This window comes from Chitinophaga varians (assembly GCF_014529945.1).
Taxonomy (GTDB): Bacteria; Bacteroidota; Bacteroidia; order Chitinophagales; family Chitinophagaceae; genus Chitinophaga; species Chitinophaga varians.
Window position 1 is genome coordinate 35,574 of record NZ_JACVFB010000008.1, and the last position, 24,241, is coordinate 59,814.

Here is a 24,241-nt window from a genome sequence, read left to right on the forward strand (position 1 = left end):
GGAGACTCGGGTGTGCTCATGCAGGAGTGTTTCCCTGGTCATCCGGTGACCGATACCCTTTTACCATCAGGGTATCTGGCAGCAGGGTGAGTTAGGCGACGGACGTGTAGCTCTGCAGCTGGAGATGACTTTTGTTTCATCCAGACAGATGATATCACGTGTAGCCACACCTCCCACCAGTTGCTGCTGCTGGGATACGTTTAATGAGGCGACAGTTTCTTTGTTCAGCAGCAGTTTTCTGCCGAGATCGATTTTTTTCTTTTTCATAATGGTGGATAGAAAAAATGAGGGCCCTCCCCTGTCTATAGCCGTGGGGCGGATGTTCAGCTGCGAGGTGCTTAGCGGGTGTTCCTTACGCAAGCCTCAGGGCAGGTTACTTCATTGGTTTCCACGCAGCAGGCGCTCCACCAGGTGAGAGGGCCACCACCGGCGAGTTTTGCCTGGTCTTGTTGGCTCAGTGTAACAACGGTGTCTTTTTTGAGGAGCAGTTTTTTGCTCAGCTGAAGTGTTTTCTTTTTCATGATTATGGAGGTTTGAGGGTGGACACAGGTCACTGCTGTCCGCGGATACAGCCGATAGTATGTCCGGGTTTCTAAAATTCTACACTGTTGGTTGAGATGTCCGAACGCAGCCTTCGGGGCAGGTCACCTCGTGCGTATTCTGGCAGCAGGCGCTCCACCAGGTCACAGGAACACCACCGGCGATTTTGGTTTGCTGTTGCGGATTGAGGGCAGCAACGGCATCTTTTTTCAGTGACAGTTTCTTACTGAGTATGAGTTGTTTCTTTTTCATGATGCGAAAGTTTACAGATGAGTATATGCACTAAGCGCGTCCACATCCACGGGTGGTCCATACCACACAGCCATCCGGACAAGTTGCTTCATTGGTTTCCCAGCAGCAGACACTAAACTCTGTTCTGGGCATACCACCGGCGATTTTGGCTTGCTGTTGCGGATTCAGCGCTGCAACAGCATCTTTTTTCAGTGACAGTTTTTTGCTGAGTGTCAATTGTTTCTTTTTCATAAGAGGAAGATTACAGGAGGAACAGGTACATCAGTTCCGGGTTAAAGATGAAGGATTAAGCTACCGTGCAATCAGTTACGCAGTAAGTCTCCGGAACGGTGAGGCAGCAGACAGTCCAGCAGGTCACACAGGAGTAGCCTGACTGTGCGGTCATTTGCGGCGCGCCCAACGTTACCAGCACTGCTTTCTTCAACGACAGCTTTTTACGGAGAATCGCTTTTTTCTTTTTCATAAAAACAGGACTTAGCAGAGTTCGCAGAGTGTATCCTGGGAGCAACAGGTGGTTTTCCATGTTTTGGGCATTCCACCGCCAATACCTGCTTGTTGCAATACGGTCAATTCCACCACTGCATCTTTCTTCAGCAGCAGCTTTTTACTAAGCGTGATTTTTTTCTTTTTCATATGTAGTTGATTTGAGGGAGGTCATACCCCTCTGTGCAAGAGGGGTATTTTCCGGGTTAAAAATTAAGCTTCAGGGCAGATGTAGCATTGGTCCTGCCCGGGCATGTACGTGATACAGGTTTGGACAACCGTTTCTATGCAACGCGGCATAACGGTAAAAGGCCCACCGCCTACCACAGCCTGCTGTTGCAGTGTGAGCGTGGAAATAGCAGCCTTGTTCAGGGACAATTTCTTGCCGAGGGCAATTTTCTTTTTTCTCATACCAGGGATTTACGGGTTAAATCGGGTTTTACCATCGTTGAAGCCGGGTTAACAGCTATCACTACATGCAAACGTTCGTAGGACGGGGATGTGACTCGCAGGTCCATTGTGGGTCATAAGTATCGCAATTAGTGGAAAGTCTGCCACCTTTTAATCCAACCTGTTGTTTAACGGTCAGGGTAGCCACTGTAGCTTTGGCGAGGGTCAGCTTTTTCGCCAGGTCAATTGTTTTCTTTTTCATAACTGAATAGTTTCATAAGGCCCTCCCCTGTCTTTAACCAAGCAGTAACGCCATGGGGCGGATTTTCAGCGTATTGCGTTAAAGATGAAGGGATTTGGCAGATTCAGATTTATATAAGTTGAACATAGACATATAGTAACCGGCTATTTTGAGACTTTGATTTTTTGAAGATAAATAATTTATCAAGAAAAACAAATTTTACCCCGGATTCTTTGGATTTTGAGAGATAACCGATCAACCTGCTTGGGGATGACTTACCTTTGTGGCATATAACCCTGTATCCGATGAACCACACTGACATTCAACGTAAAGTGACATGGAAAGACCTCCGGCATCTTACCGTCCCCGAAATGCTGATTGAAAACAACCTGACCATCCCCTGGCTCATGGCTTCATGGGCACTGGCCTGGAAAGGGTATTACGTCGCCGCCCTCCCATTTTCCGCCTTCTTTTTCCTGACGGCCCTGAGGCAGGTGCACAATGGCTTCCATCAGTCACTCGGCACCCATAAACGACTGACCTGGCTGTCTCTCTTTCTCAACAGCATCCTCATGATGGCCTCCATGCATGCCGTCAAGTATAATCATATCCGTCATCATAAATATTGCCTGTCTGACGAAGACTATGAAGGTAAATCCGCCGGTATGAGCTGGTATGGGGCCATCCTCTACGGCCCGGTACATATGTTTCATATCCATCGGGTCACGATACGGCAGGCCAATAAAAAATATGTGCGCAATACCCTGCTGGAACTAGGCGCCATTGCGATGTTTGCCACCACCATTATACTCCTCGACATCCATTTTCTCCTCTACCATATAATTGTCATGCTCACCGGTGAATGCCTCATGGCCTTCTTTGCCGTATGGACGGTCCATCACGATACCACCGAATCACCGGAACTGGCCCGTACGCAACGAGGCACCTGGAAAAATAAGCTGACGTTCAGCATGTTCTATCATCTTGAACATCACCTGTTTCCTGCCGTGCCGACTATTAAATTGCCGGAACTGGCGAGGCGCATAGATGCCGTACTGCCCGAACTGGAGAAGAAACAGACATTTTAAGACCAAAGGCAAAAAAAATCCCTGACAGCGGGCACTGTCAGGGATACGTACTACAACACTATCTACTGTGGCTTAGTGTTATCCTACTTTTTCTACAATCTGCTCTCTGAGATATGCTATATAATCTTCTCTCCCCAGCTCAAGCCTTTTGTCATAATGTTTTTGCGCATCAAGGCCCGCAACATAGGTCAATTGTTTCCTGCCATCTGTAGCAGCTTCCAATACAACCGTCGCAATTTCTTCTGACGTAGAGAAAAAGCTGTCAAAAGCCATTGCTTTCATCCCTTTCTGGAAGCCTCCCATGTAGTCTTCCACCAATGCTATTTTTACATTCTCCCTGAAATTGGATTTAATGATTCCCGGAGCGACCGTTTTAATACCAATATTAAATAGCCCTAACTCAAACACCATTCCTTCCGACCAGCCTTCCACACCCGTTTTGGAAGCATTGTAAATAGAATTAAATGGAACAGGTATCAACCCTGCCAGCGAAGTGGTAGCAATAAACAAACCACCTCTCTTTTCTCTGAAATAGGGGATAAAAGCCTTGGTCACCCGGATCACGCCAAGCAGATTCGTATTCAGCAGTTCCACCATCTGCTCGTCCTGAATGCCTTCCAGAGGACCAGCCAATCCGTAGCCAGCATTGTTGAACACGACATCTACATCACTCTCTGCGATAACTTTTCCAACTACCTCGTTAATTTGCTTCGGATTGGTAACATCCAGTTCCATCACCGTTACATTCTCCAGAGTAGCCAGCTCCTCCCCTTTTTCGGTATTGCGCATAGTGGCATACACTTTCCACCCGTGGGACTGAAATAATTGAGCTGTAGCCTTTCCTAAACCGGTGGAGGCACCGGTGATAAATATTGTCTTCATATTTTATTTGCTGTTAGTCGTTACATGTAAGCGCCTTTATCAACGGTAAGCACCCGGCCTGTGATAGATTTACTCAGGTCACCTGCCCGAAAGTTTCAATAGCTTTGGCAAACACCATTCCCGGAGCCTGGGGATCTGCGCTGTCAGCCACTAACCCTATAGCCCTGCCGCCGGCATCAGCGACTTCTTTTACTACGGCGTCCAGCTCCGACTGGTGCAACGCTGTCAAAATAACGTTAGCACCCTCTTTCGCAAATAATTTGGCGGTAGCCAATCCAATACCTCTGCTGGCGCCGGTAATAATGGCCGTTTTATGATTCAGTAAATTTTCCATGTTGAAGCATTTTAAACTGTCTGTAAGTATTAATTTCTCCCGGCTCAACAAAGTTACTTTCAACAACAGCAGGGAAACGGATACAGATTACGTTTAAACAGATACATTTTACTGTTTTTTGAGCACCGCACGAGTTCGGGTCAAATGAAATTCTCCCAAAGCGAAAAATCCCGGTGGAGACCATCGGGATTTATTTTTACATGATTCAGGTACTGCTATCGATTTGAACTGGCCGCGTACAGCGTACGCATATGGGACCCCACTATTAATATAAAAACAAGGTAGGAGGCAAACAGGAACCGGCCAATTAAACCGGTATACACACCCGGACCAAACTTATAATCTGCCGGCATAGATGCCATAAAAACAATGGTGAGCAAGATAGGAATAGCGGCAGCTACCAACAGCTTTTTGCGTACAGGCCTCCAGTCTATAGTCCGTCCTAGGCTAAACGCCAGCAATAACATCGCCAATGGGGTATAGTCAAGTGAGGCACCGGTAAAATGCATCTTCCCGCTAAATGTCAACTGGTCCTGCTCCGTTGTAATGGGATCGGTATTGAATATTGCCGCCAGGAAAATACCAACAGCCCCAATAGCTAAAATGACCAGCCCAATATAGCCCAATATCGTTTTCACCTGTGGAAAAACCGACAGACCACAGCTGATGCTACTCACCACAAAGGAGAGGAAAACAAGATTCATCAGCCAGCCAAATTTACCCAGTGCATACTCACTGATAAAGCGCCAGGAAGGATCAAACTCAGGCTCCAGCAAGTGTAACAGCAGTAAAAGGAACACATACAGCAGCCCGGTAACAACGGAAATTTTTGACAATATTATTTGGGGCTTTGAAACAGGCCTGGTGATCAATAATTTCTTTGCCATGATGTGATAACGTTGAAGGTTATTGGATTTTCTGCATAGTTGATTTATAACCGCCACCAGGGTAAACCCATTCACCACTGTTGAAATCCCCTGCTTCATTGAAGGTACCCCTGAAAAAAGCCGGTGAGCCCTTTTCTCCGCCCCAGATAGTGAGCGTATTGCCTTCCAGCTCATACACATAGTCCAATGTATTGCCGGCATTATCATAGACTTTCGATCTTATTTGCTCGTCGGCTTCCTGGCCAAACGGCTTCATATGCCCGATCACCTCAAGGCATACAATATGGTTTCCAAACAGCTTCATATCTACACGCTGCAGTATAAAGAATCCCCCTTCCAGCCATTGGTATTGTACCGTGCCGGATGTATCACCCCCTAATTGCCACGTCCCGATAAGTGGCTCCAGTGAACGAATACCTGTATTGGAATGGGTTGCCTGAGCGGCTGTCTGATCATTACTTTTGTTTTCCATATTTTTTTGTTTTAAACTGATGGAACAAAAGTAGCACACCGCAATAGCCTCTGATGGTTCAAATCATGGCCTGAATTGTTGATTTCATTGATAACTGTTGCCACGGAATTCCAGGGGTGTAATGCCGGTTTGTTTTTTAAAGAAACTGCCGAAATTAGCCGGGTCGGAAAAGTTCAATTGATAGGCTATTTCAGCCATGGTAAATTTGGTATAGAGGATCAATGATTTGGCTTCCGTCACAACCCGTTCATTGATATGAGACAGTGCATTTTTTCCGGAAACCGATTTGATCACCTGAGAGAGATGATTAGGGGTGATATGCAATAGCTGGGCATATTCATCGACCGTCCTCTTTTCTACATAGTTATTATTCACCAGTGCGGTGAACTTCCGGAACAGCAGCTCCTGCGGCGTCACCAGGCGGTCCTGCCATTGCGCAAATGCCATGTGGTCTTTCAGCATATACAGTAACACCAGCAACTTCAGGCTGGCCATCCGTTGCGTATTACCGGCAGCCTGCTCATAGGCCGTAAAAACATCTTCAAAATAGGGTACCAGCGCTTTATGTTTGTCTTTCGTCAGTGTTAGTATATCCGTTTGCGTAGGATGGAAGAAAGGAAACTCCTGCTGAAACGATGGTTTAAAATAATCAAAACATTCCTGTTTGAAATAAATGATATACCCTTCTGTTCCCGAATCCCGGTAAAAGCTATACAGCAGATCGGGAGACTGTACGACCAGCATGGATTTTACATTATCGACCTTTGTGTCGACATACTCAATTTTTGTGTTGGCAGCATTGGTCATTAATGCGATGAAATAGAACCCTCTCCGGAAAGGTGGCTTATAAACACTGTCTGCATTTTTGATCAGCCGCAGACAGTAGAAATCAGGATGCTGCGTGCGGTTGCTGAGTGGCAATGCAGCCAGCAGTTCATTTATTTCCCCATAATAGGGTATGGGGGAGTTTGTTTTTTTCATATTAGTTGAGGTTTTTCTACGTGCAGTGCACCAATTTAACCATATTCTTTAAGAAGACGCTACTATTTACAGTTGGTTGCCGACGGATGAATGAAAACAAAAAGAGCGAAGCCTTTACGGCTTCGCTCTGTAATAAAATTTTTATCCGCGTGCGTTATTTCCATGCGTTACGCAGGAACCGTAACCAGTTCCCGTGCATGATATTCTCAATATCTGCTGCCTGGTAGCCTCTTGCAGACAGCATATCCGGCAACTTCTGCAGGTCAGCGATCGTTTCCAGGTCATAAGGGCACTGTTCTTTTCCGAAAGCGCCGTCCAGGTCTGTACCGATGCCTACATGCAGGGAGTTGCCTGCTATCTGGCAGATATGGTCCATGTGGTCGATGAGTTTTTCGAGATTGCAGTGCATGCCTTCAGGGGTGGACTGCGCGCGTACCCATCCGGGCACCATCATCCAGGCATCCAGCGCTCCGCCGATGACAGCGCCTTTCTGAACGAGTATTTTGATCATCTCGTCGCTGAACTGGCGGTTGTGATCTACCAGTGCGCGGCAGTTGTTATGGCTGGCCCATACGGCGCCGTTGAAGATGTCCATAGCGTCACAGAAGGCATCGTCGCAAAGGTGGGTGGCGTCGAGTATCATGTTCAGCTTTTCCATCTCCCGGATCAGCTGGCGCCCCTGTTCATTCAGATGACCGGTAGCATCGGTGCCGTTGGCATAGCGTCCGGGCCCGTAGTGAGCGGGGCCTACTGCGCGGAGGCCGTTTTCGTATGCCCGGTGCAGGTAGTCTAATGTCACCAGTGAATCGGCTCCTTCGAGGCTCAGGATGTACCCAATGGGTTTGTTGTCAGGAGGCGTACCATCGTTCCACAGGGCGATATGCTGTTCCAGGGCTGACAGGTCTTTGATCATCACCATTTCACCCGCGTCTTCCATGGCTTTGTACCATGCCAGCTGGCCCTGCGTCTGCGCCCAGGCCTGCTCGGGCGAATGCCAGCCCGGCAAAGGGTTGTCCGGCGCTACATAACGTCCTATTTGCGTGGCCACAACGAGGCCGATGTTGCCTTTGCGAAGTTCGGGGAAAGCGACTACGCCCCTGCCCCTGTCTGGTTTATCCTGTAACTCTGCCTCGCGGCTGCGGATGGCCAGTACCGGCTGCCGCAGGTCCCTGTTCCATTCCAGGGCGTTCATGCTGAGGTCGAGGTGTGCATCAATCGTAAACATAATAAAAGTAGTTATCGTACTATCCTTCCCGAAGGGCCGTTGGCCATCAGGTCGGTCACTTCCCGTTCATTCACCAGCGCCCAGTCGCCATGAATACTCTGTTTGAGCGTACCACAGGCCACGGCAAAATCGATGATCTGCTGTGGCGGGTACTGGTTCATGACACCAAACAAAATACCTGCGGTGAAGGCATCGCCGGCGCCTATCTGGTCGGTGACCTGCGGAACAGTAAATCCTTCTGAAAAATAATACTGGTCGCCCTGTGCGAGCGCCCCGAAATACACCAGCTGGTTACCCTGTACTTTCCGGAAGCTCATCGCCAGTGTTTTCAGCTTCGGCATATGTTGCCGCAACTGCTCATAACACTGTTCAAATCTTTTCTCCGGGGAAAGCTGTTTATCTGTTTCAATGTTGTAGTATACGTTCACGGCGTCCAGATCGGCCACGGTCATATCGCTGTGTTGCAGTAACGCCGGCATCACCGCGGAAGGGTGCTGCCCGTATTTCCAGAGCGTGGCACGGTAGTTAAAATCTGACGAGATGGTCAGTCCCGCTGCCCGCGCCGCTTCCAGCGCCTCCCCACAAACGGCGGCACTGCTGGCGGATAATGCGGCGGCCACGCCGGACCAGTGAAACACGTCGATGTCTGCCAATACAGATGACCAGGCGATATCTCCCGGCTGCAAAGTGGCGAAGGATGAACCGGCACGATCATAGATCACACGCCCGGGGCGTATGCCGTTGCCGGATTCGGTAAAATACAACCCCAGCCTGTCGCCGCCATAGGCTACCCTTCCGGTGCCTACGCCATGCCCTCTCAGGTGTTGCAGTCCCGTTATGGCCAGGTCGTTGTCCGGCACCCGGGTGATATACTCTGTAGACATACCCAGGCGTGACAACAGTACGCATACGTTAGCCTCCGCGCCGGCGTAATAAGGAATATATCCGTCTGACTGACCGAAACGTTTACCGCTGTTGCTGTGAAGCCTCAGCAGAAATTCACCGAAAGCCGCCAATCTGACTGCTGTTGTTCCATCCCGCTTTTGCATATCCAAATTTTAAGGGAAAGATAATGTTTTCCCCGGCATCTGCTACAGCCATCTTAGTACAATTCAAACAAAGCTTCTATCTCTACCGGGATATTGTCGGGCAGGGAACCGAAGCCCACAGCGCTGCGTACGCCGATACCGTTTTCTTCGCCCCAGATGGCGGCAAACAATTCGCTGCAACCATTGATGATATAAGGATGGCGTTCAAATTCAGGTGTACAGTTCACCATGCCCAGCACTTTGATCACACGTTTCACTTTCTCCAGTCCTACGTGCGTGTTAATGGTAGACAGCATGGTCAGGCCCACCTGCCGTGCAGCCAGTTTACCCTGTTCCATGTCCATCTCGCTGCCAATTCTGCCGATGATCAGCGACTTATCTTGTTGCACCGGCCCGTGACCAGACAGATAAAGATATTTCCCGTCGATCAGGAAAGGTTTGTATACGCCCAGTGGCGTTGGTGCCGGTGGTAATTCCAGCCCTAATGCTTTTAATTTTTCTGCTGCTTTGTTTTCCATATATTCTGGTTTAATAAATGCTTAATGACTCATCAGCGCGTTGAGCGCCAGTACCCCCAGCAGGCCCATGATGCCCACAATGGTTTCCATCACAGACCACGACAGGAAGGTATCTTTTATGCTGATGTTAAAGTACTCTTTGAACATCCAGAAGCCGGCATCGTTGACGTGGGAAAACATCAGGCTGCCGGCACCGATGGACAGTACCATGAGGTTAGGGTCTACCTGCCCGGTGGCGATGAATGGCGCCATCATGCCCGCAGCGGTAAGACCGGCCACGGTAGCAGAACCGATACTGGCGCGGATCACGGCGGCCATCAGCCACCCCAGCACCAGCACCGGGATATGCCAGGAACTCATCGCCATGGCTATCTGCGCACTCACGCCGCTACCGGCCAGTACTTCCTTTAACGCACCCGACCCGGCAATGATCAGCATCACCATGGCAATGTCTTTCACCGATTCGGCGTAGATGTGCATGATGTCTTTCAAAGACTTCCGTTGCGCAATGCCCAGCGAAAAAGTGGCGATCAGTAAACAACATAACATCACCACCGATGCGTCGCCGGCAAAAGAGAGAAAGCCGTGCAGCCGCGAATTCACCGGGGTGGTATGTAACAACCCGGTGGTAATAACGAGCAACAATACCGGCAACAAGGCCGTTAAAAAACTGTTCACTGCTCCGGGTAAAGCCTGCGGCTGCGTTTCCTGCGACTGAAAAAGTGGCGAAGGCGACGCAGGTATATTCTTCAGGTAACGGGCAAATAACGGTCCCGCCACTACGATGGCCGGAACAGCCACGATCAGGCCATACACCAGTGTCAGTCCCATATTGGCATGAAACTGTGTCACCAGCGCCACCGGCGACGGATGCGGCGGCAGGAAGCCGTGGGTGACAGACAAAGCCGCCAGCGTGGGTAACCCGATATATACCGCCGGCAGCTTGTATTGGTAGACCACAGAAAATATCAAAGGAACGAGTAACACAAAACCTACACCATAATATAACGGGATGCCGATGATAAAGCCAGCCACCAGCAACGCCCACTGGATATAACGTGTACCGAATAAACGAATCAGCGTTTGCGCGATCTGTCGCGCCGCACCGCTCTCCGCTACCAGCTTGCCCAGCATGGCGCCCAGAATAATGATGATCAGTAGCCCTCCCATCGTGTCACCGATGCCTTTCTGCATGGCGCCGGTGATGGACTGCAGCGGCATACCGAGCCACCAGCCTGCCAGCGCAGACACGATCAGAAAAGCCACAAACACATTGCATTTGGCGAGCGTTACCAGCACCATCAGCAACAGTATGCATAAAACAACAATCAAAAATGCCATGCCGTATAAAATGTAATGCTAACGTGGAATCAATACGCACAGCATCAGTTAACAATAATTTCGTCTGCCAGCAACATCGCTCTGCCGCCGGCGCCATATTCGCCGGCCGGAATCACGTTTTTGTTGACGGCCGTCACTTTCATATATCGCGCTTGTACGGGCTTTACGGCCAACCGCACGTGGTTAATACCATTTACCGGAAAACTATCGGCAACGGCTATACGCTCAAAATTTTTACCATCGGCAGATAGTTCAAACACCAGTGACACGGGCGCCCACATTTTCTGCCAGTGATAGTTGAGTATATTCGCTCCCACCTGCTTTATTTCCTGTACGCTGCCCAGGTCCACGACAGCCTGCAGGTCACGGGCGGAGAAGCCCAGCCACTGCCCGTCATTGAAACGATGCGTACCGGCGATGCCGTTCACCAGCAACGAAGGCGCAGCGGTATATTTGGTATTGGGCGGCTGTAGCAGTGTCACCTGCGCCCCGGTAGCTTTGTGCACGTCGAATGCCTGCCGGAACAGCCGGCCTGTCGGTTTTCCCTGTACAAACAGCTGCGCCTGCAATACAGCGCTGCGGGTAATATGGATACGGCCCTTGTATGCCGGACTACCGGCAACGGGCACACGACCATCGGTGGTATAACGAATCACCGCTTCCGGCTGATGCGCGTGTAACGTAACATACAGGCTTCCGCGACCGAGGCTGTCCAGCCGGTAGTTGATCTCCTGGTAGGTAGTATAACGGTTCCCCGTCAACGTAGCCAGCCGTTGTGTGAACTGGTTGTAGTCCTTCACGGTTGCCGGCGACCAGGCCCTTTCGGCCGTTGCCTGCAACCGGGGATAGATCATATAGTTGGCCTTTGCTTCTGTAGACAGGTATTCGCTCCAGATGCCCCCCTGGATGCCGGCGATATAAGGCAACAATGCCGTATCGCCGGCAGCTACCAGAGGCTCATAAGCATATACCGCCTCCAGTGGCGTATAGCCGGCTGCGGCAGTCTGTTCTTCCGGATACAGTGACTGATAATGGTCAAAATACAATTCATCTTCCGGTGTCATGATCACCTGCTGCTTTTGTTGGGCAGCCATCACCGCACCTTCCACACCACGCCAGCTCATAACGGTGGCGCCAGGCGCCAGGCCGCCTTCCAGGATCTCGTCCCAGCCGATAATGCGGCGGCCTTTGCTGTTTACATAATTGCTGATACGGCGGATAAAATAACTCTGCAACGCATCTTCATCTTCCAGGTGTTCTGTTTTCATCCGCCGCTGACAGGCAGCACATTGTTTCCATCTCACTTTGGGACATTCGTCGCCACCGATATGGATATACGAAGAAGGGAATAAGGCCATCACTTCATCCAGCACATCCTGCAAAAAGAGGAAAGTGCTGTCTTTGCCGGCGCAGAACACATCATCGAAGATGCCCCAGAACTGCGCGGTTTTATAAGGGCCGCCCGTGCAGCCCAGCGATGGATAAGCCGTCATGGCGGCCAGTGCGTGACCCGGCATTTCTATCTCCGGGACCACATTGATATGCCGCGCAGCAGCGTAGGCCACCACTTCTTTCACCTGTTCCTGTGTATAGTAGCCGCCGTATTTTTTACCATCGAAACGATGCGGCAGCTCTTTCTTATGCCCGATCATGGTCTGGTCGCGCCAGGCGGCCACTTCCTGCAACCGGGGATATTTTTTGATCTCTATGCGCCATCCCTGGTCATCGGTAAGATGCCAGTGAAAATTATTGAACTTGTATAACGCCAGCTGATCGATGAAATTTTTGATATAGTCTACCGAAAAGAAATGCCGCCCTACATCGAGGTGCATGCCACGGTAACCAAAGCGGGGATAATCCGCGATCATCGCTCCCGGCAGTACTACTCCCCCGCCGGCCGCAGGCTTCCACAGCTGCCGCAGCGTGGCAATACCATGGCCGATGCCGGCCGCATCATGCGCTGTCAGTTTCACCTGCTGCGGCGTTACCTGCAACAGATAACCTTCCGGCTGCTTTACCGCCAGCGAATCAATGCCCATACTAACTGTGGCGACTACACGCCCTTTTACAGGACGGTCACTAACGGCCTGCATATACGACTTCAGCAACGCTGCGTCCTGCTCCAGGCCGGGCATGGCCTTTATTGCCGCGTGGGCGGTAATAAAAGCGCTGTCGGCTGTCCAGGAGCTGGCCACCGGTAAAGGGATCAGGGCTGCCGGAGCGGCAACCCTTTTCCCTTGTGCGAGGAGGCATGTATGAACCGTTATGAGTACAGAAAACAGGAATACTCTTTTCATGATTATTTGTCCCACCACATTCTGGTTGTTAATAAATCAGGTCCTTGTCTCTTTACGGCATCGTTGTAGTTGGCCCCGTTGATACCCTGCTCTGTCTGAGAGTAAGGCAGTCTGCGCGGGATAGTGCCGCCTGTTACGTTGCCGGTATAATTCACCGGCACCAGCACCGGATAACCGGTACGACGCCAGTTGGCATAAGCTTCCTGTTCATCGAGGAGCAGCGCTACCCAGAACTGCGTATGGATTTGTTCCATCTGTGCGTCGAAAGTGCCCCCAACATTCAGGGCATTATCCGCCACATACTGACTGATACGCTCCGGTGCGATGGTACCGGCAGCACCAAACAGGCCCCAGTTGCGCAAGGCAGCGGTAACACCGTTGGCATACAGCTGTGCTTTATCGCCGGCGCTCCAGCCACGCAGCGCCACTTCGCTGAGCAGCAGGTTCATCTCTGCATTGGTCATCACCAGCAGCGGGGAAGCGTAGTTCAGGATGGTAGCAGGATTAGGCTCTGAATAAGAAGCAGGATTAGCTGGTTTCACATCAGTACCGTTGGCCATCCCCTTCTGCAAAGCAGCGGTAGTGTCCGGGTTGCCATTGGTCCATACTACAGACACCACGCCCAGCCGCGGATCATTATGGTTTTTCAGGAAATCGATAAACGTTTTGCTGAACTTGCCCCACTCCTGATTACTGGCGCCTTTGGAGGAAGGCACATAGTCCTGGTTTACCAGCTCAAAGGCAATGGGATTGTTGTTATAGGTCTGCGGACCGTTGGAATATCTCACCACCGCATTGTCTGCGGCGTCGGTGATCACACCGCCGGCCACTGCTTTCTGTGCCCAGTCTTTGGCGATCACTTTGGCGCTGGTAGCGCGAGTGGTGCGCATGGCCAGGCGCAGCATGAGCGAGTAACCGAATTTTTTCCATTGGGCAATGTTGCCTTTATAGATCAGGTCAGCGTTGCCAAAAGTAGCTTTAGAAGCATCGAAAGATTTGATGGCATCTTCCGTTTCTTTTAGCAGACCGGCATAGATATCTTCCTGTGGATCGTATTTAGGCTGGAACAGGTTGGATTTACCGCGGGTGGCTTCGCTGTAAGGCACATCTCCATACAGGTCGGTGATACGCTGCATGAGCAGCACTTTCCAGAGGCGGGCCACCGCCAGTTTGTTCACATTCTCCGGCGCCTGCGCTGCTTCGATGATCTCTGCCAGCGTAGTCATCGTGTTCGTATAGATGTTGCGGTAGTAGAAGCTCTGATAGAAATCATTTACGGCATACTTATCGCCGGCGCCGGAACCTGCCATCTCTTTAGCGATGGCATAGTGCTGAATATAGGTACCACTATGCAGGTAAGAAGTGAAGAAATAAGCGCGGTCCAATGGCAGATTCCCTTTCAGCAGGCTTTGCGTGAACAGCAAATCGATATTGGGTTTCTCGGAGGCATTCGGGTTGACGTTGAGCGCTTCAAAATCTTTATCACAGGAAGCAAGCCCCAACACGGCTCCTAAGAGCAAAATGAATTTATATCTGGCAATACGTTGCATGAGCGGATCAATTTTAAGAATGAACTAAAGTTTTACCTGAAGGTTTACGCCATAGCTCCGGGTGCGGGGCACGCCGAACATTTCAAAGCCTTGTGCATTGGAGTTGCTGAAGGTTGATTCCGGATCAATATTAGGCGCATTCTTATACAGGATAAACAGGTTCCTCGCTACGAAAGAAACGGTAGCGCCCTGCAGTTTCGCAAAGGCAAACACTTTCGTCGGAATATTGTAGCTGAGTACTACCTGACGCAGCTTGATAAAGCTGGCATCGTATACAAATTTCTCAGAGAGGTTTTTGTAGTTGTCGTAGTACGCCTGCAGACCGGTAGCGTAGGTAAATGTTTTGGTAAACGGTTTACCGTCCTGATCTACGCCGGTAACAGTGAGACCGTCTTCCCTGCCTGGCAGGGTGATCTTGTTCAGACCGAAGCGGGTAGCATACAGGTTGGTAGCGGAATATACGTGGCCACCGAATTTACCATCGATCAGGAAGCTCAGGTTAAAACGTTTGTAGGTAAAGTTGTTGGTGATACCAGCGGAGAAAGGAGACACGCCGGTGCCGAGGTCGGTCAGGCCGGTACGCATTTCATAGCCGGTTGCTTTATCATATACGGTATTGCCGCTGGCATCTTTCAGCACTTTAAAACCTTTGATGGTGCTGTAAGCTTTTCCGATTTCCGCAAAAATATAGGCGTAGCTGTTAACGCTCACGTCCAGCTGCAGGCTGTTGATGCCTTCGGTGAGTTTCAGCACCTCGTTTTTGTTATAGGCCATATTGTAGCTGATGTCCCAGGAGAAGTTCTTCTGCTTGATGGGCACACCGGTCAGCAATACTTCCACGCCTTTGTTGCTCATTTCGCCTACGTTGAGGATGGCGAAGTTATACCCTGATGCCGGAGAGATGGCCGCCTGCATGATATCGTTGGTTGTTTTGCGGCTATACACGGTGATGTCGGCAGACAAGCGGTTATTGAGCATGCGAGCTTCGATACCGGCTTCAAAAGTAGTAGAGAGCAGCGGTTTCAGGTTCGGGTTCGGTGCCTGCAGCAGGCCGGAGCCGCTACCCTGAGAGGTTGTCTGCGTAGGTGTTTGCAGCGGTTGACCGAGGTGGCCGCCACCGGAAAGCACGGAGTAAGTCTGGCGCAGGATGTAAGGCTGTGGCGTAGCGCCGCCTACCTGTGCCCATGACGTACGTACTTTGGCGTAGTTGATCCAGGAAGGCATTTTCACTGCTTCAGACAGCAGGAAGCTGGCGCCTACGGAAGGATAAAAGATGTTGTTGTTTTGCGGCGACAAAGTAGAGAACCAGTCGTTGCGGCCGGTAGCGGTCAGGAACAACATGTCTTTGAATGACAGGTCCACAGAGCCGAACAGCGAGTTGGTCGCCTGCCGTTGGTTGACGTTGGTGGTGTTGAGGCTTACCACGTTGGACGGGTCATAGAAACCGGGCGCGAAGAAATCGGTACCGTTCAGGTTTGTGCCGTCAGAAATGGATTTGCGTCTGTTGCCACCAGCCATGGCAGTGATGGCCAGATCGCGGCTCAGTTTGCCCTGGTAGTTGATGGTCAGCTCACCGTTTGTTTCGGTGGCGATGGTATTGTACTGCTGATAGAGGCCTTTCGGAGCGAAAAGCGTACCGGTAGGTACAATACCGGTGTAGTTGATGTTCAGATAATCATGGCTTACACGACCGCGCACGAAGAGATTGTCCAGCAGGTTGTATTTGATGCTGGCGTTACCGATAAAGCGTTTGCGGTCATCGTTGTTACGAAAGCGGTTAGCTACAAAGTAGGGGTTGGAAGCGAAACCGGAAGGGTTCCATTCCACTTCTTTATCAGTGGCGTCATAGCCAGGGTCGAGGTTACGGATATCTACCGTATTGGCGATCATATAGGTACCCCAGTTCACGTTGCCGGGAGCGTCGGAAACGCTGCTTCTGTTTTTAGCTTTTTCCACGTTGTACTGAGCGTAAGCTTCAATAGAGAGACGTTTGCCCAGGTTGGAAGCGATGCTGACAGAACCTATTTTTTTGTTGAGCGACTGACTGGGCACCAGGCTGCGGTTGTTCATATCGGACAGGGATACACGATATTTTGTGTTTTCGTTGCCGCCGGAGAACGCCAGTGTATTGGTGAAGGTGTTACCAGTGTTATAGAAGTTTTTGATGTTGTTTTTCTGTGCCACGTAAGGGCGTTCCACCCCATCGAACTGGACCACGTTGCTGCCGTCTATTTTCGGTCCCCAGGAGAGGCGGCCTGCCGCGATAGCTTCCGCTTTGGTGGTTGGTTTTTTGCCTTTCTCACCGGAGCCGTACTCATATTGCCAGTCGGGAATAATGGACGGTGTTTCCAGGGTGTAGGTGGTGTTGTAGTCTACACCGATCCCTTTCTGTGCCACGCCTTTTTTGGTGGTGATGAGGATAACGCCGTTGGAAGCGCGGGCGCCGTAGAGGGCCGCTGCCGGGCCGCCTTTGAGCACGGTGATGGATTCGATATCATCAGGGTTGATACCTGCGATACCGTCGCCGCGGTCGTAGTTGAGCCCATTGGAGGCGCCGCTGGTGAGGGTGCTTTGTGTGGTATTGTCGATGGGCATACCGTTTACCACGTACAGCGGTTGGTTGTCACCATTGAGGGAGCCGTTGCCACGGATGATCACGCGGCTGGAGCCACCGGGGCCGCTGGCGAGGCTGGAGGCGTTCACACCGGCTATTTTACCGGTGAGTGCGTCTGCCACGTTGATTTCGCGGGCCTGTGTGAATTCACTGCCTTTTACTTCGGTTACAGCGTAGGCCAGTGCTTTTTTCTCTTTTTTGATGCCCAGTGCGGTCACCACCAATTCTCCCAATGCTTTGGTGTTGGTGGCCAGCTGGATGTTGATGTTGGACTGTCCTCTGGACACCTTTACCTCTTTACGGTCATACCCTACGAAGGTAACCGCGAGGGTGAGTTCGCCGGTAACGGAAGAAGGTATTTTAATAGAGAACTGACCGGCTTCGTTGGTCAGGGCGCCAACGCCTTTTGCGCCGACGAGCGACACGGAGGCGCCGATGATTTTTTGTCCGTCGCCTGCGCTGGTGACGGTTCCCGATACCAGATCAGACTGGGCATAGCTACAGACAGAAAATAACAGGCCCAGAAGTGGCAGGAATATCTTCGGAAAGTTGGCCACTGTTATGATATGTTTCATCATGTGGTTTGGTTGATAGTTAGTTCTTCGAATAATGCGGAAATTACAGGGATAAAAATAGGGATTCCTGCGAAAACTGCAAATTATTTGCAACTATTTTGCGGTCAATATGCAAAAAATCAGGATAACAATTCGCTATCATTGACACAAAATATTAATTATCAAATATTTAAATCAATACAAAAAGTGCAGAAAAATTATTTATCTTCCAAAAGTGCAAAATTCTGTCGGTTCTGTTATTTTTGTCGCAGACCCATGTTATGGCCATGCAAAAAAGGAGCGGTGCGTTTTTTGCATATGCCCGTTTTTTTGTCTATCATCACCCTTTGAATTTATCAGACGCTATGGATAGTATGAACACTCAGGACCAGATACCCCCGGTTTCCCTCACTAAAAAGTCCAGGAAACAGCTTATCATTCAGCAGGTAAACATCCACACCCGTATTACCTACAGCGAACTGGTAAGCCTGATCAATGTTTCTGAAGACACCATCCGCCGGGACGTGAACGAGTTGGCGGACGACGGGGAAGTGGTGAAGATCAAAGGAGGCGCCATGTCCATCGCCTATCATTATGGCCACGAATCGGAGACCTACGCGCAGACCAACAAACTGGTGATCGCTGAAAAAGCGCTGCAACTGCTGCGCGATGACATGATCGTGCTCATCGGCGGCGGCACTACCATCCGTGAGTTCATCAAAAAAATACCGCCCTCTCTGCGGGCCACCTTTATCACCGTCAATGTACTGTCGGCCGTGGAACTGCTGGACAAGCCCATGATCAAAACCATCGTGATCGGCGGCCAGATATCCGCCTACAGCCAGATGACCGTCAGCGGTGAAGTATTTGAATACCTGTCGAATATCAAAGCTGACCTCTGCATCATCGGCACCAACGCCATTGACCCGGTCAACGGCCTCACCGATGCCGACTGGGAAACCATCCAGGTAAAAAAAGCCATGATCAAAGCGGCCGATAAAGTGGCCATCCTCGCCATATCGGAAAAACTCAACAGCTCCATGAAAATGAAAATCGCCGATTTGCAGGATATACATTACCTCATCACCGAACTTCCTGCCGGCAGCGAAGCGTTGCAGGGATATAAAGCTAAAAATCTGGAGATATTATAAACCTGTGTTAATGCCGCATTTCTCCGGTCCCCAGGGCTGAAGCCCCGGGCTACATTGTGTTTCAATTTCTTTCTCAGGAAGAATCCTGTTGTTCAGGTTGAATAACTGCTTTCTCATCAAAGAAAACTGAATAATACTTTTAGCGCAGGACTCTCCAGCGGAATAAAGATCTCCGGTCTTTTCCCAATATCATTATTTCATTCACTTCACTACCAGCTGGTAGCGAAGTCCTTCCGGCGTAAAGCCTCCACTTCAGAAATCTTATTAGATAGGAATTGAAACACAACGTAGCCCAGGGCTTCAGCCCTGGGAAATTGGGATGCATAGATTTCGATGTCCTTTTATTATAGGGTTAAAATTCTCCGGCGGCCATTTTATCGTGTAGCTGATACCGTTATCCTACCGGGGCCGTATATACGTAGCCCGATTTATTCAATGACATTTTAATGACAATTATATGCACCCCAATAAGTCATTATTACCGCTTTTGTCATGCGCTGTAATTTATTTACTCCATTGAAAATCAGCATTTTAAATTAAAAACAAAGCAATTCCCCGCCAAACAATAATCATCTATTTACACTTCTTTTTAGAAAAAATATGACAATCATAAGAATATCTGGATATTTTTTAAGAATTTAGCGCCTACCTTTAAAATTATGAAAATGAGCCAAATACCCGCTACCTTATTTGACAAAGTATGGGATTCGCATGCGGTCAGGAAAATTGAAGACGGTCCTGATGTGTTGTTTATTGACCGTCACTTCATTCATGAAGTAACCAGCCCGGTAGCTTTTCTGGGACTGGAAAACAGGGGACTGAGCGTAATGTTCCCCGAAAAAACCTTTGCAACAGCAGATCACAATACGCCCACTATCAACCAGCACCTGCCGGTACAGGACCCGCTCTCTGCCAATCAGCTGAAAGCGCTGGAGTCCAACACCGCTAAATATGGTATCTCTCACTGGGGACTGGGCAATCCCCGCAACGGTATCGTACACGTGGTAGGACCGGAAAACGGTATCACCCTGCCGGGCATGACCATCGTGTGCGGTGACTCCCACACCTCCACCCACGGCGCTTTCGGCGCTATCGCCTTTGGTATCGGTACTTCCGAAGTAGAAATGGTGCTCTCTTCCCAGTGCATCATGCAGCAGAAACCGAAAAAAATGCGTATAACCGTTACCGGTACTACCGGCAAGGGCATTACGCCCAAAGACGTGACCCTCTATATCATCTCCCAGCTTACCGCAGCCGGCGCCACCGGCTACTTCGTGGAATATGCCGGTGAGGTGTTTGAGCAAATGAGCATGGAAGGCCGTATGACCGTCTGCAATATGAGCATCGAGATGGGCGCCCGCGGCGGTATCATCGCCCCGGACGAAACCACCTTCGCCTATATCAAAGGCCGCGAAAAAGCGCCGCAGGGAGCTGCCTGGGATAACGCGCTCGCCTATTGGAAAACATTAAAAACGGAAGAAGGCGCCACCTTCGATAAAGAATATACCTTCAACGCCGCCGACATCGAACCGATGATCACCTACGGCACCAACCCCGGTATGGGCATGGGTATCACCCAACGCATCCCCGTGGCACAGGAAGCCGGCGGCAGCGCTGCCAGCTACGAAAAATCACTGCAATACATGGGCTTCCAGGAACAGGAGCCTATGCTGGGCAAAAAAGTAGACTACGTATTCATCGGCAGCTGCACCAACGGCCGCATCGAAGACTTCCGCGCTTTCGCCTCCGTCGTAAAAGGACGCAAAAAAGCGGACGGCGTGACCGCCTGGATCGTTCCGGGCTCACACATCGTAGAACAACAGATCCGCGAAGAAGGCATCCTCGACATCCTCACCGCTGCCGGCTTCGAGCTGCGCCAACCCGGATGCTCCGCCTGCCTCGCCATGAACGACGATAAAGTTCCGGCCGGCAAGTATGCTGTCAGCACCAGCAACCGCAACTTCGAAGGCCGCCAGGGCCCCGGCTCCCGCACCATGCTCGCCAGCCCGCTGGTAGCCGCAGCTGCCGCTGTAACCGGCGTGGTAACCGACCCGCGTGAACTGATCTGATCTTTTTCTGTCACCCTCCATCAAACACAAACAACAACATGGCTTACGATAAATTTACGGTACTGAAAAGCACAGCTGTGCCGATGCCGATTGAAAATGTGGACACCGACCAGATCATCCCGGCCCGCTTCCTGAAAGCGACCGAACGCAAAGGATTTGGTGATAATCTCTTCCGTGACTGGCGCTATAACGCCGACGGCTCTCCGAAAAATGATTTCGTCTTAAACAACCCGATCTACTCCGGTAAAATACTGGTCGGCGGTAAAAACTTCGGCAGTGGCTCCAGCCGCGAACACGCTGCCTGGGCTATCTACGACTACGGCTTCCGCTGCGTAGTGTCCAGCTTCTTCGCCGATATCTTCAAAAACAACGCGCTCAACATCGGTATCCTGCCGGTACAGGTAAGCCCGGAGTTCTTACATAAAATCTTCACCGCCATCGAAAGCGACCCTAAAGCGGCACTGGTGGTAGACCTCCCGGCACAGACCATCACCATCTCCGCTACCGGAGAAAGTGAGACATTCGATATCAACAGTTACAAAAAACACAACATGACCAACGGTTATGATGATATCGACTATCTGCAGGCCATGAAAGAAGATATCAAAACCTTCGCCGCGAAGAGTATGTATTAACGATAATTATTCAGCCTTATGCCAGTACCGCAGCGCTACATTGAAATAATGGACACCACCCTCCGCGACGGTGAACAAACCAGCGGCGTCTCCTTTTCGCCCTCGGAAAAACTGACCATCGCCCAGGTCCTGCTCACAGAAGTAAAAGTGGACAGGATAGAAATCGCTTCCGCCCGCGTGTCGGAAGGTGAACTGGCGGCCGTGAAAGCCATTACCCAATGGGCGAAAACGAACGACCTGCTCTACAAAGTGGAAGTACTCACTTTCGTTGACGGCGACGTGTCTGTACAATGGATGTTGCAGGCCGGCGCCAAGGTCATGAACCTCCTTACCAAAGGATCGCTCAACCACCTCACCCATCAGCTGAAGAAAAAACCGGCCGAACATTTTGCGGACGTCAGCGAAGTCATCGCCCTCGCCCGCAAAAAAGGACTGGACTGCAACATATACCTCGAAGACTGGAGCAACGGCATGCGCCACTCCCGCGACTACGTATATCAATATCTCGATTTCCTGCAACACCAACCCGTAAAAAGGGTGATGCTGCCGGATACCCTCGGCGTACTCACCCCCGGCGAAGTACAGGAATACATCAGCGATATCGTACAACGATACCCGCAAATGCATTTCGATTTCCACGCCCACAACGACTACGACCTGGGCACCGCCAACGTGCTCGAAGGCGTGAAAGCCGGCGCACATGGCATCCACCTTACCATCAACGGGATGGGTGAAAGAGCCGGCAACGCACCGCTCGCCAGCGCCATCGCGGTACTCAACGATTTTCTGCCCGGCGTTAAAACAGCCGTGTCAGAAAAATCACTCTACAGCGCCAGCAAACTCGTGGAAACCTTCTCCGGCATCCGCATCCCGGCCAACAAGCCGGTGGTAGGCGCCAATGTATTCACACAAACGGCCGGCATCCATGCCGACGGCGACAAAAAAAACAAACTGTATTTCAGCGATCTGATGCCGGAACGTTTCGGACGTCAACGCCTATACGCCCTTGGCAAAACCAGCGGCAAAGCCAATATCGAAAACAACCTGCACCAGCTGGGCATACAGTTGTCGGACGCCAACCTGAAAAAGGTCACCCAACGCATCATCGAACTGGGCGATAAAAAGGAAGTCGTAACCCAGGCAGATCTCCCCTATATTATCTCGGACATCCTCGACAGCAGCCGGATAGAGGAAAAGGTGAAAATAGAAAACTATGTGCTCACCCACTCCAAAAACCTCCACCCCTCTGTGACGCTCAGGATATCGGTGGAAGGGGAACTTTTTGAAGAACATGCACAAGGCGACGGTCAGTACGACGCCTTCATGAATGCACTGAAAAAAGTCTACAAAAAGAAAAAACAGGAACTGCCGGTACTCACCGACTATTCCGTTCACATCCCTCCCGGCGGTAAGAGCGACGCCTTGTGCGAAACCATCATTACCTGGAGCTTCCAGAACAAGGAGTTCAAGACGAGAGGACTGGACAGTGATCAGACCGTGTCTGCCATCAAGGCCACCCAGAAAATGCTCAACTTAATCTGATATCATTATCATGGCAACCAAACATATTTTAATTGTTCCCGGCGACGGGATCGGACAGGAAGTAACGGCCGTAGGAAAAAAAGTGCTCGACAAAATCGCTGCCCGCTTTGGCCACACGTTCACCTATGACGAAGCCCTCGTAGGCCACGCCGCCATAGCAGCCACCGGCAACCCGCTGCCGGATGAAACGCTGACCAAAATGCGCGCTTCCGACGCCATCCTGTTCGGCGCCGTTGGCCACCCGAAATATGACAACGACCCTTCCGCCAAAGTAAGGCCGGAACAAGGGCTGCTGAAAATGCGCAAGGAACTGGGCCTTTACGCTAACCTGCGCCCCATCAAACTGTTTGACGAACTGCTCGACGCTTCCAGCATCAAACCAGAAATCCTGAAAGGCGCCGACATCCTCTTCTTCCGCGAACTGACCGGCGACATCTACTTTGGCGACAAAGGCCGCAAAAACAACGGCGATACCGCCTTTGACATCGCAGAATACAGCCGCTTTGAAGTAGAGCGTATTGCCCGCAAAGCCTTCGAAGCTGCCCGCACCCGCCGCAAAAAACTCTGCTCCGTTGACAAAGCCAACGTGATCGAGACCTCCCGGCTGTGGCGTGAAGTGATACAGAAAATAGCGCCGGAATACCCTGACGTGGAAGTGGAACATCAGTTCGTAGACGCTACCGCCATGCTGCTGATAAAAGACCCGCGCCGTTTCGATGTGGTAGTCACCGCCAACCTCTTTGGTGATATCCTCACCGACGAAGCGTCCCAGATTGCCGGCTCTATGGGCATGCTGGCTTCCGCTTCCGTAGGCGATGGCACCGGCGTATACGAGCCTATCCATGGCTCTGCGCACGACATCACCGGCAAAGGCGTGGCCAACCCGCTGGCGTCTATCCTCTCTGCTGCCCTGCTGCTGGATATTTCTTTCGGCATGAAAGCGGAGTCAGAAGCCGTGATCAGCGCGGTAGACCAGGTATTAAAAGCCGGTTTCCGCACCCGCGATATCGCCAACGCACAAACGCCGGCCGATATGATCAAAGGCACTGACGCCATCGGCGAAGAAGTACTACAGCGTATCTAGTCACGCAAAGAGAACAAAGGGAGCAAAGAACGCAAAGGATGATATTTTAAGATAAAAGAGAG

Annotated in this window: 26 protein-coding genes; 6 read left to right on the plus strand and 20 right to left on the minus strand. The window is 50.8% G+C overall.

Features of this window, described 5'->3' with window-relative positions:
* Positions 1 to 66 precede the first annotated feature (66 nt).
* From ICL55_RS31030 to ICL55_RS31065, 8 genes are all read right to left on the minus strand, one after another.
* Positions 67 to 267 carry a class I lanthipeptide gene (locus tag ICL55_RS31030; RefSeq protein ID WP_188105128.1) on the minus strand — a complete coding sequence of 67 codons (201 nt, stop codon included), beginning with the start codon at positions 265 to 267 and terminating at the stop codon, positions 67 to 69.
* 71 nt (positions 268 to 338) lie between these two features.
* Complete coding sequence (locus ICL55_RS31035; RefSeq protein ID WP_188105130.1) at positions 339 to 521, minus strand: class I lanthipeptide; 183 nt, start codon at positions 519 to 521, stop codon at positions 339 to 341.
* A gap of 79 nt (positions 522 to 600) precedes the next feature.
* Positions 601 to 792, minus strand: coding sequence for a class I lanthipeptide (locus tag ICL55_RS31040; protein ID WP_188105132.1), 192 nt, complete (start codon positions 790 to 792; stop codon positions 601 to 603).
* Positions 793 to 822: 30 nt separating this feature from the next.
* Positions 823 to 1,023: a class I lanthipeptide gene (locus ICL55_RS31045; protein WP_188105134.1), complete on the minus strand. Its 201-nt coding sequence runs from the start codon at positions 1,021 to 1,023 to the stop codon at positions 823 to 825.
* 55 nt (positions 1,024 to 1,078) lie between these two features.
* On the minus strand, positions 1,079 to 1,255 hold the full coding sequence (locus ICL55_RS31050) for a class I lanthipeptide (protein ID WP_169227717.1): 177 nt from the start codon (positions 1,253 to 1,255) through the stop codon (positions 1,079 to 1,081).
* A gap of 11 nt (positions 1,256 to 1,266) precedes the next feature.
* Positions 1,267 to 1,425: a class I lanthipeptide gene (locus ICL55_RS31055; RefSeq protein ID WP_188105136.1), complete on the minus strand. Its 159-nt coding sequence runs from the start codon at positions 1,423 to 1,425 to the stop codon at positions 1,267 to 1,269.
* A 63-nt stretch (positions 1,426 to 1,488) separates the two neighbouring features.
* Positions 1,489 to 1,686: a class I lanthipeptide gene (locus tag ICL55_RS31060; RefSeq protein ID WP_188105138.1), complete on the minus strand. Its 198-nt coding sequence runs from the start codon at positions 1,684 to 1,686 to the stop codon at positions 1,489 to 1,491.
* 61 nt (positions 1,687 to 1,747) lie between these two features.
* Positions 1,748 to 1,927, minus strand: a complete 180-nt coding sequence (locus ICL55_RS31065) for a class I lanthipeptide (RefSeq protein WP_188105140.1) — start codon at positions 1,925 to 1,927, stop codon at positions 1,748 to 1,750.
* A 284-nt stretch (positions 1,928 to 2,211) separates the two neighbouring features.
* Here ICL55_RS31065 and ICL55_RS31070 point away from each other — a divergent pair, with 284 nt between their 5' ends.
* On the plus strand, positions 2,212 to 2,994 hold the full coding sequence (locus ICL55_RS31070) for a fatty acid desaturase family protein (RefSeq protein ID WP_188105142.1): 783 nt from the start codon (positions 2,212 to 2,214) through the stop codon (positions 2,992 to 2,994).
* 78 nt (positions 2,995 to 3,072) lie between these two features.
* On the opposite strand, the gene ICL55_RS31075 is transcribed toward ICL55_RS31070, so the two are convergent.
* The 12 genes from ICL55_RS31075 to ICL55_RS31130 all read right to left on the minus strand — a co-directional run bounded on the left by ICL55_RS31075 (position 3,073) and on the right by ICL55_RS31130 (position 17,722).
* On the minus strand, positions 3,073 to 3,876 hold the full coding sequence (locus tag ICL55_RS31075) for an SDR family oxidoreductase (protein ID WP_188105144.1): 804 nt from the start codon (positions 3,874 to 3,876) through the stop codon (positions 3,073 to 3,075).
* Between the two features lie 73 nt (positions 3,877 to 3,949).
* Positions 3,950 to 4,210, minus strand: a complete 261-nt coding sequence (locus ICL55_RS31080; protein WP_188105146.1) for an SDR family NAD(P)-dependent oxidoreductase — start codon at positions 4,208 to 4,210, stop codon at positions 3,950 to 3,952.
* Positions 4,211 to 4,425: 215 nt separating this feature from the next.
* The gene (locus ICL55_RS31085; RefSeq protein ID WP_188105148.1) at positions 4,426 to 5,097 is read right to left on the minus strand and encodes a DUF998 domain-containing protein; all 672 of its coding nucleotides are present in this window, start codon (positions 5,095 to 5,097) and stop codon (positions 4,426 to 4,428) included.
* Between the two features lie 19 nt (positions 5,098 to 5,116).
* Entirely contained in the window at positions 5,117 to 5,569 is a 453-nt protein-coding gene (locus ICL55_RS31090; RefSeq protein ID WP_188105150.1) for a hypothetical protein, read from the minus strand.
* 84 nt (positions 5,570 to 5,653) lie between these two features.
* Positions 5,654 to 6,550 carry a helix-turn-helix domain-containing protein gene (locus ICL55_RS31095; protein WP_188105152.1) on the minus strand — a complete coding sequence of 299 codons (897 nt, stop codon included), beginning with the start codon at positions 6,548 to 6,550 and terminating at the stop codon, positions 5,654 to 5,656.
* Between the two features lie 154 nt (positions 6,551 to 6,704).
* Positions 6,705 to 7,775 carry a dipeptidase gene (locus ICL55_RS31100; RefSeq protein ID WP_188105154.1) on the minus strand — a complete coding sequence of 357 codons (1,071 nt, stop codon included), beginning with the start codon at positions 7,773 to 7,775 and terminating at the stop codon, positions 6,705 to 6,707.
* 11 nt (positions 7,776 to 7,786) lie between these two features.
* Positions 7,787 to 8,824 carry a sugar kinase gene (locus ICL55_RS31105; protein WP_188105156.1) on the minus strand — a complete coding sequence of 346 codons (1,038 nt, stop codon included), beginning with the start codon at positions 8,822 to 8,824 and terminating at the stop codon, positions 7,787 to 7,789.
* A gap of 53 nt (positions 8,825 to 8,877) precedes the next feature.
* Entirely contained in the window at positions 8,878 to 9,342 is a 465-nt protein-coding gene (locus tag ICL55_RS31110; RefSeq protein ID WP_168872885.1) for a RidA family protein, read from the minus strand.
* A 21-nt stretch (positions 9,343 to 9,363) separates the two neighbouring features.
* Positions 9,364 to 10,683 carry a gluconate:H+ symporter gene (locus ICL55_RS31115; RefSeq protein ID WP_188105158.1) on the minus strand — a complete coding sequence of 440 codons (1,320 nt, stop codon included), beginning with the start codon at positions 10,681 to 10,683 and terminating at the stop codon, positions 9,364 to 9,366.
* 44 nt (positions 10,684 to 10,727) lie between these two features.
* Positions 10,728 to 12,980 carry a glycoside hydrolase family 20 protein gene (locus ICL55_RS31120; RefSeq protein ID WP_188105160.1) on the minus strand — a complete coding sequence of 751 codons (2,253 nt, stop codon included), beginning with the start codon at positions 12,978 to 12,980 and terminating at the stop codon, positions 10,728 to 10,730.
* Between the two features lie 2 nt (positions 12,981 to 12,982).
* Positions 12,983 to 14,530: a SusD/RagB family nutrient-binding outer membrane lipoprotein gene (locus tag ICL55_RS31125; protein ID WP_188105162.1), complete on the minus strand. Its 1,548-nt coding sequence runs from the start codon at positions 14,528 to 14,530 to the stop codon at positions 12,983 to 12,985.
* A 24-nt stretch (positions 14,531 to 14,554) separates the two neighbouring features.
* Positions 14,555 to 17,722, minus strand: coding sequence for a SusC/RagA family TonB-linked outer membrane protein (locus ICL55_RS31130; protein ID WP_188105164.1), 3,168 nt, complete (start codon positions 17,720 to 17,722; stop codon positions 14,555 to 14,557).
* Between the two features lie 341 nt (positions 17,723 to 18,063).
* On the opposite strand from ICL55_RS31130, the gene ICL55_RS31135 reads away from it, so the two are divergent.
* The 5 genes from ICL55_RS31135 to leuB all read left to right on the plus strand — a co-directional run bounded on the left by ICL55_RS31135 (position 18,064) and on the right by leuB (position 24,179).
* A complete protein-coding gene (locus tag ICL55_RS31135) occupies positions 18,064 to 18,849 on the plus strand; it encodes a DeoR/GlpR family DNA-binding transcription regulator (RefSeq protein ID WP_246269622.1) in 786 nt (261 codons plus the stop codon).
* A gap of 665 nt (positions 18,850 to 19,514) precedes the next feature.
* On the plus strand, positions 19,515 to 20,918 hold the full coding sequence (gene leuC, locus ICL55_RS31140; protein WP_188105166.1) for a 3-isopropylmalate dehydratase large subunit: 1,404 nt from the start codon (positions 19,515 to 19,517) through the stop codon (positions 20,916 to 20,918).
* Positions 20,919 to 20,956: 38 nt separating this feature from the next.
* Complete coding sequence (leuD, locus tag ICL55_RS31145) at positions 20,957 to 21,553, plus strand: 3-isopropylmalate dehydratase small subunit (RefSeq protein ID WP_188105169.1); 597 nt, start codon at positions 20,957 to 20,959, stop codon at positions 21,551 to 21,553.
* Between the two features lie 18 nt (positions 21,554 to 21,571).
* Positions 21,572 to 23,095, plus strand: a complete 1,524-nt coding sequence (locus ICL55_RS31150; protein ID WP_223151656.1) for an alpha-isopropylmalate synthase regulatory domain-containing protein — start codon at positions 21,572 to 21,574, stop codon at positions 23,093 to 23,095.
* Between the two features lie 10 nt (positions 23,096 to 23,105).
* Positions 23,106 to 24,179: a 3-isopropylmalate dehydrogenase gene (gene leuB, locus ICL55_RS31155; RefSeq protein ID WP_188105172.1), complete on the plus strand. Its 1,074-nt coding sequence runs from the start codon at positions 23,106 to 23,108 to the stop codon at positions 24,177 to 24,179.
* Positions 24,180 to 24,241 lie beyond the last annotated feature (62 nt).

Excerpts from the sequence above, each read along its gene's own strand:
- ICL55_RS31030 (WP_188105128.1), bottom strand. The coding sequence starts at position 267 with ATGAAAAAGAAAAAAATCGATCTCGGCAGAAAACTGCTGCTGAACAAA.
- ICL55_RS31035 (WP_188105130.1), bottom strand. The coding sequence starts at position 521 with ATGAAAAAGAAAACACTTCAGCTGAGCAAAAAACTGCTCCTCAAAAAA.
- ICL55_RS31040 (WP_188105132.1), bottom strand. The coding sequence starts at position 792 with ATGAAAAAGAAACAACTCATACTCAGTAAGAAACTGTCACTGAAAAAA.
- ICL55_RS31045 (WP_188105134.1), bottom strand. The coding sequence starts at position 1,023 with ATGAAAAAGAAACAATTGACACTCAGCAAAAAACTGTCACTGAAAAAA.
- ICL55_RS31050 (WP_169227717.1), bottom strand. The coding sequence starts at position 1,255 with ATGAAAAAGAAAAAAGCGATTCTCCGTAAAAAGCTGTCGTTGAAGAAA.
- ICL55_RS31055 (WP_188105136.1), bottom strand. The coding sequence starts at position 1,425 with ATGAAAAAGAAAAAAATCACGCTTAGTAAAAAGCTGCTGCTGAAGAAA.
- ICL55_RS31060 (WP_188105138.1), bottom strand. The coding sequence starts at position 1,686 with ATGAGAAAAAAGAAAATTGCCCTCGGCAAGAAATTGTCCCTGAACAAG.
- ICL55_RS31065 (WP_188105140.1), bottom strand. The coding sequence starts at position 1,927 with ATGAAAAAGAAAACAATTGACCTGGCGAAAAAGCTGACCCTCGCCAAA.
- ICL55_RS31070 (WP_188105142.1), top strand. The coding sequence starts at position 2,212 with ATGAACCACACTGACATTCAACGTAAAGTGACATGGAAAGACCTCCGG.
- ICL55_RS31075 (WP_188105144.1), bottom strand. The coding sequence starts at position 3,876 with ATGAAGACAATATTTATCACCGGTGCCTCCACCGGTTTAGGAAAGGCT.
- ICL55_RS31080 (WP_188105146.1), bottom strand. The coding sequence starts at position 4,210 with ATGGAAAATTTACTGAATCATAAAACGGCCATTATTACCGGCGCCAGC.
- ICL55_RS31085 (WP_188105148.1), bottom strand. The coding sequence starts at position 5,097 with ATGGCAAAGAAATTATTGATCACCAGGCCTGTTTCAAAGCCCCAAATA.
- ICL55_RS31090 (WP_188105150.1), bottom strand. The coding sequence starts at position 5,569 with ATGGAAAACAAAAGTAATGATCAGACAGCCGCTCAGGCAACCCATTCC.
- ICL55_RS31095 (WP_188105152.1), bottom strand. The coding sequence starts at position 6,550 with ATGAAAAAAACAAACTCCCCCATACCCTATTATGGGGAAATAAATGAA.
- ICL55_RS31100 (WP_188105154.1), bottom strand. The coding sequence starts at position 7,775 with ATGTTTACGATTGATGCACACCTCGACCTCAGCATGAACGCCCTGGAA.
- ICL55_RS31105 (WP_188105156.1), bottom strand. The coding sequence starts at position 8,824 with ATGCAAAAGCGGGATGGAACAACAGCAGTCAGATTGGCGGCTTTCGGT.
- ICL55_RS31110 (WP_168872885.1), bottom strand. The coding sequence starts at position 9,342 with ATGGAAAACAAAGCAGCAGAAAAATTAAAAGCATTAGGGCTGGAATTA.
- ICL55_RS31115 (WP_188105158.1), bottom strand. The coding sequence starts at position 10,683 with ATGGCATTTTTGATTGTTGTTTTATGCATACTGTTGCTGATGGTGCTG.
- ICL55_RS31120 (WP_188105160.1), bottom strand. The coding sequence starts at position 12,980 with ATGAAAAGAGTATTCCTGTTTTCTGTACTCATAACGGTTCATACATGC.
- ICL55_RS31125 (WP_188105162.1), bottom strand. The coding sequence starts at position 14,530 with ATGCAACGTATTGCCAGATATAAATTCATTTTGCTCTTAGGAGCCGTG.
- ICL55_RS31130 (WP_188105164.1), bottom strand. The coding sequence starts at position 17,722 with ATGATGAAACATATCATAACAGTGGCCAACTTTCCGAAGATATTCCTG.
- ICL55_RS31135 (WP_246269622.1), top strand. The coding sequence starts at position 18,064 with ATGGATAGTATGAACACTCAGGACCAGATACCCCCGGTTTCCCTCACT.
- leuC (WP_188105166.1), top strand. The coding sequence starts at position 19,515 with ATGAGCCAAATACCCGCTACCTTATTTGACAAAGTATGGGATTCGCAT.
- leuD (WP_188105169.1), top strand. The coding sequence starts at position 20,957 with ATGGCTTACGATAAATTTACGGTACTGAAAAGCACAGCTGTGCCGATG.
- ICL55_RS31150 (WP_223151656.1), top strand. The coding sequence starts at position 21,572 with ATGCCAGTACCGCAGCGCTACATTGAAATAATGGACACCACCCTCCGC.
- leuB (WP_188105172.1), top strand. The coding sequence starts at position 23,106 with ATGGCAACCAAACATATTTTAATTGTTCCCGGCGACGGGATCGGACAG.